The 14406-nt window shown below is 69.0% G+C and carries 11 protein-coding genes; 4 read left to right on the top strand and 7 right to left on the bottom strand.

The features are described 5' to 3' along the window. Nucleotides 1-252: 252 nt before the first annotated feature. Nucleotides 253-1920, bottom strand: coding sequence for an amino acid ABC transporter ATP-binding/permease protein (locus tag B5V46_RS15335; RefSeq protein ID WP_080617404.1), 1668 nt, complete (start codon nucleotides 1918-1920; stop codon nucleotides 253-255). Beyond that, nucleotides 1917-3620 (bottom strand): thiol reductant ABC exporter subunit CydD, encoded by a 1704-nt coding sequence (gene cydD / locus B5V46_RS15330; RefSeq protein ID WP_231119147.1) that lies wholly within the window; start codon nucleotides 3618-3620, stop codon nucleotides 1917-1919. Before cydD ends, B5V46_RS15335 begins: the two co-directional genes overlap by 4 nt. Nucleotides 3621-3763: 143 nt before the next feature. Here cydD and B5V46_RS15325 point away from each other — a divergent pair, with 143 nt between their 5' ends. The 3 genes from B5V46_RS15325 to B5V46_RS15315 all read left to right on the top strand — a co-directional run bounded on the left by B5V46_RS15325 (nucleotide 3764) and on the right by B5V46_RS15315 (nucleotide 7478). After that, nucleotides 3764-4201, top strand: a complete 438-nt coding sequence (locus B5V46_RS15325; RefSeq protein WP_080617402.1) for an Rrf2 family transcriptional regulator — start codon at nucleotides 3764-3766, stop codon at nucleotides 4199-4201. 76 nt (nucleotides 4202-4277) lie between these two features. Next, nucleotides 4278-5588, top strand: a complete 1311-nt coding sequence (locus B5V46_RS15320; protein WP_080617401.1) for a glycerate kinase — start codon at nucleotides 4278-4280, stop codon at nucleotides 5586-5588. Between the two features lie 123 nt (nucleotides 5589-5711). Beyond that, nucleotides 5712-7478 (top strand): sugar phosphorylase, encoded by a 1767-nt coding sequence (locus B5V46_RS15315; RefSeq protein ID WP_080617400.1) that lies wholly within the window; start codon nucleotides 5712-5714, stop codon nucleotides 7476-7478. 76 nt (nucleotides 7479-7554) lie between these two features. Here the strand turns inward: B5V46_RS15315 and B5V46_RS15310 are convergent, their stop codons facing one another. Next, nucleotides 7555-8787 (bottom strand): glycosyl transferase, encoded by a 1233-nt coding sequence (locus tag B5V46_RS15310; RefSeq protein ID WP_080617399.1) that lies wholly within the window; start codon nucleotides 8785-8787, stop codon nucleotides 7555-7557. 86 nt (nucleotides 8788-8873) lie between these two features. Continuing rightward, on the bottom strand, nucleotides 8874-9653 hold the full coding sequence (locus tag B5V46_RS15305; RefSeq protein ID WP_080617398.1) for a mannosyl-3-phosphoglycerate phosphatase: 780 nt from the start codon (nucleotides 9651-9653) through the stop codon (nucleotides 8874-8876). 216 nt (nucleotides 9654-9869) lie between these two features. On the opposite strand from B5V46_RS15305, the gene B5V46_RS15300 reads away from it, so the two are divergent. Beyond that, complete coding sequence (locus B5V46_RS15300; RefSeq protein ID WP_196774268.1) at nucleotides 9870-10643, top strand: phosphoadenylyl-sulfate reductase; 774 nt, start codon at nucleotides 9870-9872, stop codon at nucleotides 10641-10643. 1203 nt (nucleotides 10644-11846) lie between these two features. On the opposite strand, the gene B5V46_RS20570 is transcribed toward B5V46_RS15300, so the two are convergent. The 3 genes from B5V46_RS20570 to B5V46_RS15290 form a co-directional block, all read right to left on the bottom strand. Further along, the gene (locus B5V46_RS20570; RefSeq protein WP_231119146.1) at nucleotides 11847-12020 is read right to left on the bottom strand and encodes a transposase; all 174 of its coding nucleotides are present in this window, start codon (nucleotides 12018-12020) and stop codon (nucleotides 11847-11849) included. A gap of 337 nt (nucleotides 12021-12357) precedes the next feature. Further along, nucleotides 12358-12795: a hypothetical protein gene (locus tag B5V46_RS20565; RefSeq protein ID WP_231119145.1), complete on the bottom strand. Its 438-nt coding sequence runs from the start codon at nucleotides 12793-12795 to the stop codon at nucleotides 12358-12360. 80 nt (nucleotides 12796-12875) lie between these two features. Beyond that, complete coding sequence (locus B5V46_RS15290) at nucleotides 12876-14336, bottom strand: cobyric acid synthase (RefSeq protein ID WP_080617397.1); 1461 nt, start codon at nucleotides 14334-14336, stop codon at nucleotides 12876-12878. Nucleotides 14337-14406 lie beyond the last annotated feature (70 nt).

The following is a 14406-nucleotide window of genomic DNA, read 5'->3' as shown; positions in this document are numbered from 1 at the left end:
TCCGGATTCCATGGCTTTGCAGCCAAGACACGAGTCCGGAATATTAGACGTGTTCCAGATATACCTTTGTATGCAACGCTGTGCCATGCCAATGCGGCATAACGGCAATGCGTGCCCGAAGGGGGTCAACGGTGCGGGTCGGACCGGACCCGCGCGCATGTCGGAAAAGCGTCCGGAGCAGGCTCCGGAGGTGCCGCTGCGAAAGGGGGCCTGCGCGGGGCCGGCCGCACCGGGCGGCCCGCCGCGACAGGGTCAGGTCATCACGATCAGCCGGTCGGCCCAGTCGCGTTCGGCCTTGCGATGCGAGGCGGTCAGGATTGCCGCCCCGGGCAGGATCTCGCGGATCGCGCCCAGCACCCGGGTCGCGGTCGGCCGGTCGAGCCCCTCGGTCGGCTCGTCCAGCAAAAGCAGGCGCGGGCGACGCAGCAGCGCCCGGGCCAGGGCCAGACGGCGCTGCTCGCCGCCCGAAAGCCCGGCCCCGTTCTCCTTGAGGGGGGCATGCAGCCCGCCCCGCGCCGCGACCGTCGAGGACAGCCCCACCGCCTCGATCAACTCGAGCGCCTCGCCTTCGCCGAGATCGGGATCGGCCAGCGCCAGCATGTCGAAGAAGCTTTGGCCCAGAAGCATGCTGCGCTGGGGCAGATAGGCCATGCCGGCCCGCAGCCGGGTTTCGGACAGCGTCTCGATGGGGCAGCCCGCCAGCCGGATGCTGCCCGCCTCGGGCTGGATGAGGCCGGCGGCCAGCGCCAGGACGGTGCTCTTGCCGCTGCCCGAGGCGCCGGTCAGCGCGATGCAGGCGCCGGGGTCGAGCCGGAGCGAGAAGTCCTTCAGCACAGGCGCCTCGGCGCCCGGATGGCGATAGGCGATGCCGGTCATCTCGAGGGCGGGGGCGCTGTCTGCGGCGGGGACCTGCGGGGCCGGTTCGGCCACTTGGGCGGCCACTGGGGCTGCCTCGGGCAGAAGCCGGGTCACGCGCCGGGCGGCGTCAAGCATGCGGCCAAGCTCGGCCAGCGCGCGGCGCAGCGGCTGGACGGTCTCCGACAGCGCCAGCGCCACGAAGAAGCCCAGCGCCGCCTGCGCGGGCGTGATCGCGCCCCGGGCCGCCAGAACCCCGCCCAGCGCCAGCGCGGTGCCCGTGGCCAGTGTCGTGGTCAAAGACAGCGCGAGTCCCGCCCGCCGTTCCAGCCGGTCGATGGCGCCCAGATTGTCGCGCATCCGGGCTTCGGCCAGTTGCACCGCCTCGGTCTGTTCGGGCAGGCGGCCATAGACCACCAGATCGTCGCGGGCGCGCAACAGGTCGATCAGCCGGATGCGGAAGGCCTGCAGCGCCTTCTCGGCCCGGCGCGAGGGGGCAAGCGCATGGCGCCCCGCCCCGATCAGCACCAGCCCGCAGCCCAGCGTGAAACTCGCGAAAATCCAGGCCGCCAGCGTGAAATCGGTCATCCACCACAATAGCGGGAACGCGACGACATAAAGGATCACCCCGGTCACCGCCGGAATGAACAGCCGCAGCACCACCCCGTCGAGCGCGTCGACATCGGCCACAAGCCGGTTCATGGTCTCGGCGCCGCGAAGCCGCGACAGGGTCTGGAACGGCAGGGCCAGCACGCCGCGCAGAAGCGCCACGCGGATATCGGTCAGGGCCTTGAGGGTAGCGTCATGGGTCAGCAGCCGCTCGCCATAGCGCGCGGCGGTCCTGCCAAGCGCCAGAAAGCGCACGGCGGCCGAAGGCTGGAACACGTTGAAGGCGATGCCGATCCCCGCAAGTCCGGCCGCCGCGGCGGCGGTGATGAACCAGCCCGCCAGCCCCAGCAGCGACACCCCCATCGCCACCACGATCACGGCCAGCGCCGTGCCCCGGATCAGGGGGCCGCGCTGGGCCTGCCAGGTCAGGCGCAGGATCTGCAGGATGTCCTTCATGCCACATGCTCCGGTCTGATGGCGATCTGGCGGTCCATCCGGGCCGCGAGCGCCGGGTCATGGGTGGCCACGATCAGCGCGACGCCGCCCGAGGCAAGCCCCAGGAGCCCCTCGGTGACAAGCGTCGCGGTCTCTTCGTCGAGATCGGCGGTCGGCTCGTCGGCCAGCAGCAGGTCGGGATGGGCATGGGCCGCGCGGGCCACGATCAGCCGCCTTGCCTCGCCGCCCGAGACGCCGACCCCGGTCTCGCCCAGACGGGTGTTCAGCCCGCGCGGCAGCTGCGCCACCACGCCATCGGCGGCGGCAAGCTCCAGCGCGCGGTCGAGCGGAAGCTCGCGCCCCGGCCGCAGCGCCAGGGTCAGGTTTTTCCGAAGCGAGCCCGAAACGAAGCGCGGCTGCTGCGGCAGCCAGCCCAGCCGGGCGCGCCAGGCATCGGCGGTCTCGGGCGAAAGCACGGTCTCGCCGATCCGGATCTCGCCCTCGGCCGGAACCGCCATGCCCGCGATCAGCCGCAAAAGCGAAGATTTCCCGCTGCCCGACGGCCCGGTGATCGCCAGAGTCTCGCCGGGGTGAAGGTCGAAATCGGGAAAGCGGATCAGCCGCCCGCCCGGCGGGCGGTAGGCAAGTCCCCGGACCGACAGCGCGTCGGCGGCCGCAAGCGGTGCGGCGGCGGCGCCCAGCCCGAGGAAGTTGGTCTCTTCCTGCGCCTCCAGCTCGGCCAGCTCGCGCGCCACGGCATTGGCATCGGCCTTGTCATGCCAGGCGGCGGCCAGATCGCGCAGCGGCTGGAAATAGTCTGGCGCGAGCAGCAGCAGGAAGATCCCCTCGGTTGCGGTCAGAGGTGTGCCCCAGGTGCCGAAATCCAGCTCGCCCAGGAGCGAGAAACCGACATAGACCGCGACCATGGCGATGCCGATGGCCGAGAACAGCTCAAGCACCGTCGAGGACAGGAAGGCCACGCGCAGCACCTCCATGGTGCGCCCGCGCAGCCGGTCCGCCGCCGAGCGGAAGCTTTCCACCGTGCGCTCGGTCGCATCGAGCAGGCGGATGTCGACCAGCGCCGTCAGCCGCTCGAGCAGCAGGACGTTCATGTTCGACAGTTCTTCCATCTGGCGCTCGCTGGCCTTCTTGGCGGCGATGCCCACCAGCGCCATGAAGACCGGGATCAGCGGCCCCGCGAACAGAAGCACGAGCCCGACCGCCCAGGAGACGTAGAAGGCGACGCCCAGGATCACCAGCGGCACGAAGGTCGAGCGGCGCTTGGCCGGGGCATAGCGGGTGAGGAAAGGCGTCAGCGCGGCAAGCTTCTCGGCGGCCAGCGTCGCGGTCACCGCCGCCGCCGGGCGGGCCGGGTCGTCGGTCGCGCGCCGCGATTCCCGCGTCACCAGACGCGCGCGCTCCAGCGCCAGAACGATATCCGCGGCCCGGAAGGACAGCGCGCCGGCCCGGTGATCGAGCAGCGCGCGGCCCACGCCCACGGCAACGAAGACCAGCGCGAAGGCCCAGGTGGGCCCCCAGGCGGTATCGGGCTGAAGCATCTGGCCAAGCGCCAGCGCCACCGCCGCGGCCTGGATCAGCCATAGCAGCGAGGCTGCCGTCGCCATCGCCCCGGCCCGCTCCAGCAGGCTCATGACCGGCGCCGTCATCTGGGAAAGCCGCCTGGCGGCCGGATCGTCCTTCTTCGCGCGTTTACGGCTCAAGTCCTGCCCCGTCACCCGTTTCTGAACCCGCCCCGCGTCCGGGATCGGCGAAGGGCTTGCGTGATCTTTAACAGGCTCTATTCTGGTTAGAACCCGTATGTGAGATAGATCATTATCCGTCACGACTGGAAAAGAGAACCCCGATGCGGCTGACCACCCGGACGAACATCGCGATGCGGGCGCTTATGTACTGTGCTGTCAATGGTGGCCGGACGGTCCGCAAGGCGGATATCGCGGGCGCCTGCAACACCTCGGAAAACCACATGGCCCAGGTCATCAACACATTGGCGCATCACGGGCTGGTGAAGACGACCCGGGGCCGGAATGGCGGTCTGACCCTCAAGCGCATGCCCGAGGACATCACCGTGGGCGAGGTTTTCCGGCATCTCGAATCGGGTGTGCCCTTCGCCGAATGTTTCGATCCGGCCACCAATACCTGTCCGATCTCGTGCTGTTGCCTTCTCAAGGGCGCGTTGCAGCGGGCGCTGGCCGAATTCTATGCCACGCTCGACGGCATCACCCTGGCCGATCTGGTCGTGGGCAACCGCGATCTCGAGGAGGCGCTGGCGCTCGCCTCCTGAGAGGGCGCCACATGCCGTTGGGTCACAGCGCAACCAACCTCTTGCCAAGGGCGGTGGTTGCCCCATCCTTTTCGGCATGACCCTGCAAGCGCCCGCCCCGCCGCCCGCCGCCCTTGCCGCCTCTCCGGCGGAACCCCCGGCCTTCCTCCGCGCTCTGTTCGAGACCGCGGTCGCGGCCGCCGATCCGATGCGGACGGTGGCGCCGGCATTGCCGCCCCGGCCCTCCGGACGGGTGGTCGTGATCGGTGCCGGCAAGGCCTCGGCGCGGATGGCCGAGGCACTCGAGGCGGCCTGGGGTCCATGCGAGGGGCTGGTGATCACCCGTTACGGCCATGCCCGGCCCTGCGCCGGCATCGAGATCGTCGAGGCCGCGCATCCGGTGCCCGATGCCGCGGGCGAGGTCGCGACGCGCCGCGTGATGCGGCTGCTCGAGGGGCTCGGCAAGGAGGATCTGGTGCTGGCGCTGATCTCGGGCGGTGGCTCGTCGCTGCTGGTGCAGCCCGCCGGGCAGATCACGCTGGAGGAAAAGCGGCTGGTGACCTCCGGGCTGCTGGCCTCGGGCGCGCCCATCGGCGAGATGAACGGCATCCGCAAGGAGCTGTCGGCGGTCAAGGGCGGGCGGCTTGCCGCCGCGGCCTTTCCGGCGCGGGTGCTGGCGCTGCTGATCTCGGATGTGCCGGGCGACGACCCCGCCGATATCGCGAGCGGCCCGACCGTCGGGCATCGGGGCGACGCGGCCCGGGCGCTGGCGGCACTGGCGCGCTGGGGGGTGGTGCCGCCGCCTTCGGTCCAGAGCTTTCTCGAGGCGGGCGGCGATCCCGTCCGCCCCGACGATCCGCGCCTTGCCCGGGTCGAGAATGTGGTGATCGCGGCCCCCGCCCTCTCGCTCGAGGCTGCGGCCGAGGCCGCGCGGGGCGCAGGCTGTGCGGTCGAGATCCTGGGCGACGCGCTGGAAGGCGAGGCGCGCGAACTGGCCGCCGCCCATGCCGATCTGGCGCGGGCGCGGCAGGCCGCGATGGCGCCGGGCGATCCGCCGCTGCTTCTGCTCTCGGGCGGCGAATGCACGGTGACCCGGCGGGGCGACGGGATCGGCGGGCCCAATGCCGAATATGCGCTGTCCCTGGCGGTCGCGCTGGACGGCGCCGGGGGGATCGATGCCATCGCCTGCGACACGGACGGGGTCGATGGCGCGGCCGAGGTCGCGGGCGCGGTTATCGGGCCGTCCACGCTGGCCGAGGCCGAGCGGCTGGGCTGCGATCCGGGCAGGGCGCTGGCCACCAATGACAGCCATGGCTTCTTCGCGGCGCTGGGCGCGCAGGTGGTGCCAGGCCCGACCCTGACCAATGTGAACGACTTTCGTGCCATCCTGATCCGGCCGCTGCCGTGATCTGCGCCCAAATTCCGGGCACAGACAGGGCGCGGGGCTGGCGCGCCTCGGGATTTCAGGCTTTGCGCCTTGCCAGCCCGGCCCCGGCGGGCAAGAAATGAGGTCGGGAAACGCCTGGGCACAATGACAGACACGACGCAGACCCTGCGCATCAAACTGGCCGGACTGGTCGGGCGGATCTATCCCGATCACGACCGCGAGCACCTGATCGACCGGATCGTCGAGGCGTTCTGGCCTGACGGAACGCATCCCCGCCGTCGCGCCCGGATGCCGTCGAACCGGCTCTGGTCCTGCGAGGACTCGATGGTCATCACCTATGGCAACAGCTTCACCGACGGCCAGCACAAGCCGCTCGACCTGCTGAACGATTTCCTGCACCGCCATCTCGAGGGCACGGTCGGGGGCGTGCATATCCTGCCCTTCTTTCCCTTCACCTCGGATGACGGTTTCGCGGTCACCGATTACCGGATGGTCAATTCCAACCTGGGCGACTGGGAGGATATCCGGCGCATCGCGGGCAGCTTCCGGGTGATGTCGGACCTCGTCCTGAACCATGTCTCGAGCCAGTCGCACTGGTTCAGCGAATACCGGCAGGGTCATCCGCCCTATGACCGCTTCTTCTTCGAGGCCTCGCCCGAGGACGATCTGGCCCCTGTGGTGCGCCCGCGCACCAGCCCGCTTCTGCGCGAGGTCGAGACCGCGAACGGCACTCGCCATGTCTGGTGCACCTTCAGCCACGATCAGGTCGATCTCGATTTCCGCAACCCCGAGGTGCTGCTGGAATTCCTGCGGATCATGCGGCTGCATGTCGAGAACGGGGTGCGTATCGTCCGGCTCGATGCGGTGGCCTTCCTCTGGAAGGAGCCCGGCACCCCCTCGATCCACATGCCCGAGACCCATGCCATCGTCCAGCTGATGCGGGTCTTGTGCGATTTCGCGGTCGAGCCGATCGTGCTGCTGACCGAGACCAACGTGCCCAACCACGAGAATCTCAGCTATTTCGGCAACCGGAACGAGGCCCATGCGGTCTACAATTTCTCGCTGCCGCCGCTGGTCCTGCATGCGCTTCTGTCGGGCACCGCCGAATACCTGCATCGCTGGCAGGCGACGATGCCGCCCGCCCAGCTGGGCTGTGCCTATCTCAACTTCACCGCCTCGCATGACGGCATCGGCATGCGCCCGGTCGAGGGGCTGCTGCCCGAAGAGCAGATCGGCGACATCATCGGCGCGATCCGGTCCTTCGGCGGCGAGGTCTCGATGCGCTCGACCGTCGGCGGCGGCGAAACGGCCTATGAGCTGAACATCACCTGGTTCGACGCGATGAAGGGCACCTTTTCGGGCGAGGATGGCTGGCAGGTCGAGCGCTTTCTCTGTTCGCAAAGCATCGTCATGGCGCTGGAGGGCTTCCCGGCCTTCTATGTGCATTCGTTACTGGCGACGCCCAACGATCATGCCGGGGTCGAGAAGACCGGCATCAAGCGGGCGATCAACCGCCATCGCTGGGACTATCCCGCGCTGCTGGCGCTTCTGGAAAACCCCGAAAGCCCGCAGTCGCTGGTGCTGCGGCAGATGAAGCGGCGGATCGGCATCCGCCGTCGTCAGCCCGCCTTCCATCCGAACGCCACCCAGTTCACGCTGCATCTCGACTGCCGCCTGTTCGGGCTCTGGCGCCAGAGCCTCGACCGCGACCAGTCGGTCTTCGCGCTGCACAATGTCAGCGCCGAGGAGCTGTCGGTCTCGCCGATGGCGATCAACCTGATCGGCGGCGAGGACTGGGTCGACCTGCTCTCGGGCGAGCGGATCTCGCCCCATGGCACCGACATTCCCTTCGCGCCCTATCAATGCCGCTGGATCTCGAACCGCGACGGGGCCAGTCGGGACAGGGGCTAGCCGGGGCGGTTGCCTCTGCCAGGCCGGCCGCCCGTGCCTGGCTTGTTCCACCTGGCTTGTGCCGATGCCCGCGCGCCTATCCGGCCGAAGACCGGTAATCGGTCCCGTCCGCCGTCACCGCCGCCATCATGTCGTCCATCAGCGTCGGGTCGGCCGAATGCACCCGGTTCCAGGTCGGGATGAAGGGGGTCTCGGCCGGGTGGTCCAGAAAGACCTGCCCGGCCTCGGTGATGTTCCGGGCGAAAAGCTCGATGATGTTCTCCTCGGCATGCCGGTCGAGGCTCAGCCCGTTCATCCTTGCGTCATTGTAATAGCAGTCCAGAAGGTCCAGCGCCTCGCGGTAATAGGTGGCCTTCAGCGTGCGGAAGATCTCTTCGGAGAACACCGTGCCATCGGCCGCCAGCTTGCGGAAGATCGACTTGCAGATATCCACCGACATCCGCGACAGGCCGCGTGTGGCATCCTCGGGCGAGACCGGCTGGTGCTTGTGGTCATAGGCATCCGAGATCTCGACCTGACAGACCGAGCGCGGCGCGAGATTGCGCCAGGCTTCGGACAGCACCCCGATTTCCAGCCCCCAGTCCGAGGGGATGCGCAGATTGGGCAGGGTCGCGGTCCGGAGCGCGAATTCGCCCGACAGCGGATAGCGGAAGGATCTGAGGTAATCGAGGTAGTCCCGGTCGCCGATGGTCTTCTTCAGCGCCAGCAGGATCGGGCTGACCAGCAGCCGGCTGACCCGGCCATTGAGCTTGTCCCCGCCGATCCGCGGATAGAAGCCCTTGGCCAGCTGATAGGGGAAATTGGGATTCGCCACGGGGTAGACCAGCCGCGCCAGCATCTCGCGCGAATAGGTGACGATGTCGCAATCATGCAGCGCCATCACCGCGCTGTCCTTGCAGGCCATGAGATAGCCCATGCAGAACCAGACATTGCGGCCCTTGCCGGGGTCGCCCGGTTGCAGGTTATGCGCCTCCAGCCGGGCATGGATCGCCTGCATCCGCGGACTGTCCTGCCAGATCACCACATGGGTCTGCGGCAGCCGGTCGAAGAACTGCAGCGCATGGGCGAACTGCGCCTCGTCGGCCTGGTCGAGCCCGATCACGATCCGGTGCAGGAACGGCACCTCGGCCAGCTCGTCGAGGATCTTCGGCAGCGCGTCGCCTTCCAGCTCGGAAAACAGCGAGGGCAGGATCAGGCTGATCTTGCGGCTCTGGGCGAAGGTCGTCAGTTCATGAACCAGAAGCTCGGTCGGGGCCGACCTCAGGTTGTGCAGGGTGGCGACATTGCCGTTCTGGTGGAAATCGGCCATTTGCGCGTCTCCTTGCCGGAGCGTGTCGCCCCGAAAATGGACAGGTGGTCCGGAAAAGGCCCGGGCCCGGAAAAAATGCGGGACCGTCAGATCCCGAAATCAGAGATAACCTGCCTCAGGGCCAGGTTCCAACCTTTCGGACCGGCAGCGGCGATCCGCTGGATCCGTCCGGTCTCCTCGCCCGCGAGCGGCGGCATCGGCGCGCGGTGCGGATTGGCGATGATGAAGCCCTGATCGGCCTGTTCCAGCATCTCGCGGTCGTTCGGCGCATCGCCCAGCGCCACGACGAAAGGCGTGGTATAGCGCGCCGCGATCTCGGCCATCTGCCCGGCCTTGCTGGCTCCGAAAGAAAGCGTCAGGAACCGTCCGCCCTCGCGGCCGCTGACCCCCTGCGCCTGCAACGCGGCCAGGAACGCCGACTTCTCGGTCTCGCTGCCCGACCAGATCCCGGGTTCGGAATAAAGCCTCCGGGCGGCCAGCGCGGCGGCCTCGGGTGCAAGCCCCGTCACCTCGGCGATCCATTCCGTGCCACCGTCTCCGAACCCCTTGAAGCGGCTCCGCAGCGGGGCGGGCACCTGGCTCAGCGCGCTGCGAAGCGCGCGGTAGCGACCGCCGGTCCGGGGCGCTTCGGCGTCCGGTTCGAGACGGCCCGCGCCGTTCTCGACAATCGCCGGATAGGCCGAGAGCCCCAGCTCTGTCCGGAGCGGGGCGATTTCGGCGGCGGTCTTCGACGAGGCGAGGATCACCGGCACCCCGGCTGCGCGCAGGGCTCTCAGGGCCGGGGCGGCCTCTGCGTGGGAATAGGTCTCGTGATCCAGAAGCGTGCCGTCGAGGTCGGTGAAGATCAGCAGGGCAGGGCGGGTCATCGGCATTCTCTGTCGGCGGGTCGGGATCGGGATACGCTGCGGGGCGGGACTTGGCCAGTACGGGGACCCTGTCCCCGTTAATGTGACAGGCGCATGTCAGAGCGTTGCGGAAAGTCCCGCCATGGCGGCAACGGACCGCCGGTCGTCCGCATCCGGGTTTTCCCGGCGGGTCTGCAATGTTACGTCGGAAGGGATGCCGCAGGAGGAAACGTTCCGATGTCCGATCCCGTTTCCGACATGTCTTCCGGGTCCGGCAGCTCCTGGCCTCCGGGCGGCAGGGACCGCCTCCTCGAGGCGCTGCAGGCCGACCACATGCCCGATCTCGGTCATGTCGACATGGCGGGGCTTCTGCAGGATCCGCGGCTCGGAACGCGCGCGCTGGTCTCGTCCTTCGGCACCGAAAGCGCGGTCTTGCTGCATTATGTCACCCGGATCCTGCCGCAGATCCCGGTGCTCTTCATCGAGACCGGACGGCATTTCGACGAGACGCTGACCTATCGCGACCGGCTGGTCCGGCTGTTCGATCTCAATCTCGTCGAGGTCCGTCCAGATCCCGCCATCATCGCCGCCGAAGATCCCGATCGCCGGCTGGCGGAGGAGGACCCGAACATGTGCTGCCTGCTGCGCAAGACCTTTCCGCTGGCGGATGCGCTCGCGGGGGTCGACACCTGGATCTCGGGGCGCAAGCGCTACCAGGGCGCGACCCGCGCGGCCCTGCCCGCGATCGAGCGCGACGGGACGCATCTCAAGGTCAATCCGCTGGCCTTCTGGCACCGCGCGGATCTCGACGCCTATTTCGTCGCCCATGATCTGCCGCGCCATCCGCTGGAGGCCAGGGGGTTCCGCTCGGTCGGCTGCGCGCCCTGCACTCGGGCGGTCCGGGCGGGCGAGGATGCGCGAGCCGGGCGCTGGGCCGACAATCCCGACAAGACCGAATGCGGCATCCATCTCGGCCCCGACGGGCGCTTCGTGCGGCGCCGTCCGGCCTGAGCCGGGGCTGAGCCGCGCGAAGTGGCGGGGCTGCGGCGGCCTGACCGGTCTCGGCTGCCTTTGCCTGCATCCGGGGCGGGATCTCGACGGGAATGTCTCGGTCGCGGCCCCGCGTCCAGACGGGCATGCTGACCCGGTCGGCGCGCCGGAGGACGGCCTCCATGTCATGCCTGACCATGAGGATCTGAGCCCCGCGTTTCAGATGCCCGAGCCACCCGGTCCTCTCACGGATGCCCTCGGGGCCGTCGCGGCCGTGGGTCCGACCGGGGCGAAGGCGCGGGGCGCGCAAACCGGCGTCATCGCCGGATCGCGCCGCCGCCAGAGGGTCGGTCGGCCACCCGGTCTCGTCACGCAAGCCCGGCCCGGGCAATCGGGGCCGGGCCCGGAGGCGCGGGCGGCCGAGGGCGGCAGGCAATGGCCCGCGCTTCCGCGACGGCCTGCGTCATGTTCTTCGGTGCCCCGCCATTCGCAGATCGGGCGATGTGCCGACCGCGGCTGGCCAGCCCGGGCAGGGGCGCCGCGGTCCGTTGGACGGGTTCAGCCGGATCTGATCCCTGTCGGGGCAAGGCCTGCCCTCGATCAGGCCCCTGAGGGGCGACCTGCGGGGCAGGTCTGTGCACGGCTCACACCGCAGCCTGATCGAGGCCAGGTTGAGGGCCGTCAGCACGCCCAAGGCAAGCTGCAGTTTTCGGGCGTTCGGCGCCGGCTCTGTCATGAGGCGCGGCCCCTCCTGCCAGCGGCCCGGTGAGGCCGTCTCCCATGGAAAGGACAACGCCTCGAACGGCCTGTGGGGATGGCTCCTGCATGGCAAGCGGGAAATGACGGTAATGCACCCGTTCGGAAGCGATCCTGTGCCCGGTCTGGTTGCGCGGCCTTGCAACCGCTGGCCCTGATGGTTTCCGCGTCCCGGGGCCCTGTCAGCTTTGCGGGTCATAGCGCCCCCGAAGTTCGGCGGGTTCCCCCGGTTTCGCGGCTGAGGGGGCTCCATCACCTCGTCGGTCATGCGCTCTTCAAGGCCGGGCGTCCCGGATCAGGCAGCCTGCGGCGAGCAGGGCCAGCCGCGTGTCAGGACAACCCGGATGACCCCGGCCGTCCTGTTGGCCATCGCGATCGTCGCCAGCCGGAACCGCTTTCGCTCCGGCAATTTTAGCGGCCACGGATCGCCCTTGTCCGGCCGAACCTTCAGCCGGACCACAGGGGGCGTTATGCCCACGACGCGCAATTCCCGGAGATACCGGCCCCATCTTCGTGATCCTGCCGAGCCTTTCCTTCGCCGGAGTCGTTTCCGGGCGTCAGTCCGAACGAGCCCGCAAACTGCCGTCCGTTGCGGAACTGCCCTCCGTTGCCGATGCTCGCCACGATGGCAGAAGCCGTCATCGGTTTCCCCCCCGGAATGGTCCCGCAGCAATTTCATCTGCCGGTCTGCACGCGTGATGGTCTCCAGCCGCATGTCAGGCCGGCGCATGAGAGGACCGGTCGACAGGAGTTGCACGGAGAGGAGGCGCAGGACATCCGGCCCGATCCCGGGACTATCCGGGGCCGAACCGTCGACGACAGCCTTCGCGAAGCCCGTCACCTTCGCCAGACCCTGAGGCAGGACTATCCCGAATTCCGCCAGCCGTCCGCGCAGCATGTTCACCTGCTGCGGTCCCTGCCGCCCCACGCGTTCCCGCCGTCCGGTGCAAGCCTGGCAGGGCCTGCCGGTCTTCCGGCTTCACCTGCACGACGCGCATGGTCGGCCGCGCCACGGCCTCGCGAGGCTCGCTTCCGCATCTTGCGCGGCCCCACTGGGGCCACGTTCCGGGTCACCGTCTGATTTGCCCCGCTTCACGTCGGGTTTGACGTGGATCAGCGGGATCGGCCGCACTTCCTGTCCCTGCTTCGAGAGTTCCCGCGCCCGATACTGGCCCGACGCACCGGCCTCCTGCCCGATCAGGTAAGGGGCGGGGCGCTCGAAGAACGCGGGCCGCTCTGCCCGGCGCAGCGGCTTGTTGAAGACGACCTCGCCCGCTGGGGTGATCCCGTGAACCTGGAAGAGCTTCTCGGCCGGATCCGGACCGACTGTCGTAACCGTCAGATGCTTGGCTTCTCCCGCAGCAGGCAAGGACATCTGCACGAGGGCGCATTGCGATGCCGGGCGAGCAGGGGCCATCCACCCCACCCGCTTTGGAAAGACGTCCCGTGGCCGCTGAGCGCGCCCCGGGGGGGGGATCGGTATAAGATTGCCCGGGCCTACCGACTGGCGAGAGCCCCGGCGAGGCCGAGAAGCGCGTCGATGTCGAGATGGGTTTCAAGATGGGCGGCCAGCCTGTCAAGCGTGTCCTCGACCGTGGCGTCATAGCCTTTTCTGCCGGTTTCGAGCCCCAGCCCTGCGAGCCAGGCGCGGCGGAAGCCGTCCTCGGAGAAAAGCCCGTGCAGATAGCTGCCCGCGACCCGCCCATCGGCCGAGATCGCCCCTTCGGGTCGGTCGCCGATATGGACGAAGGGGCGCGCGCGGTCGGGCCCTTCGGTCGCGCCGATATGGATCTCGTAGCCCGAGACGGTGGCGCCGGTTGCGGCATGGGTGGCCGCGATCCGGGTCAGGGTCTTGTCGGCATGCATCACCGTCTCGACATCGAGAAGGCCAAGGCCCTCGGTCACGCCCGGCGGACCTTCGAGCCCCTCCGGATCGGCGATGCGGCGGCCGAGCATCTGATAGCCACCGCAGAGCCCCAGCACCTGCCCGCCCCGGCGCAGATGTGCGGCAAGGTCGATATCCCAGCCCTGGGCGCGCAGGAAAGCCAGATCGCCCCGGGTCGATTTGGTGCCGGGCAGGATCACCAGATCGGCATCGCCGGGCAGGGCGCGGCCCGGTGGCACCATGCTCAGCCGGATGCCGGGTTCGAGCTTGAGCGGGTCGAGATCGTCGAAATTGGCGATCCGCGACAGCATCGGGCAGACGACGTGAAAGTTGCCCCGGCCCGCGCCGCCCAGATCGACGGCATCCTCGGCAGGCAGGCGGCAGGCCTCGGGAAACCACGGGATCACGCCGAAGCCGGGCCAGCCGGTGCGGGCCCCGATCAGCCGGTAGCCATCGTCGAAAAGCCGCGGATCGCCGCGGAACTTGTTGATGGCAAAGCCCCGGACCATGGCCAGATCACCGGGATCGAGCACCGCCTGCGTGCCGACGATCTGGGCGATCACGCCGCCCCGGTCGATATCGCCGATCAGCACCACCGGAACGTTCGCGGCCCGGGCAAAGCCCATATTCGCGATGTCGCCCGAGCGCAGGTTGACCTCGGCCGGGCTTCCGGCGCCCTCGACGATGATCAGGTCACGCCCGGCGGCCAGCCGGTGGAAGCTGTCCAGCACCGGCGCCATCAGTTTCGGTTTCTCGGCGGCGAAGGCGCGGGCGCGCAGCGCGCCCCGGGCCCGGCCCTGCACCACCAGTTGCGCGCCGGTATCGGTTTCGGGTTTCAGAAGGACCGGGTTCATGTCGGTCAGCGGCTCAAGCCCCGCGGCCCGGGCCTGCAGTGCCTGCGCCCGGCCGATCTCGCCGCCATCGGCGGTGACGGCGGCATTGTTCGACATGTTCTGCGGCTTGAAAGGCGCAACCGACAGCCCGCGCCGAAGCGCTGCGCGGCAGAGCCCGGCCACCAGAAGCGACTTGCCGACATTCGAGCCGGTGCCCTGCAGCATGAGTGCGCGTGTCATCGGTGGGGCTCCTGTCGCGACCGGACGCCGGTTGCGGGCGTCGCGTCATGGGTATTTGGCCCAAGAAGAA

It is taken from the genome of Rhodovulum sp. MB263, from assembly GCF_002073975.1.
Lineage (GTDB): Bacteria > Pseudomonadota > Alphaproteobacteria > Rhodobacterales > Rhodobacteraceae > Rhodovulum.
Note: the sequence above shows the minus strand (reverse complement) of the source record. Positions and strands in the feature narration are given on the sequence as shown.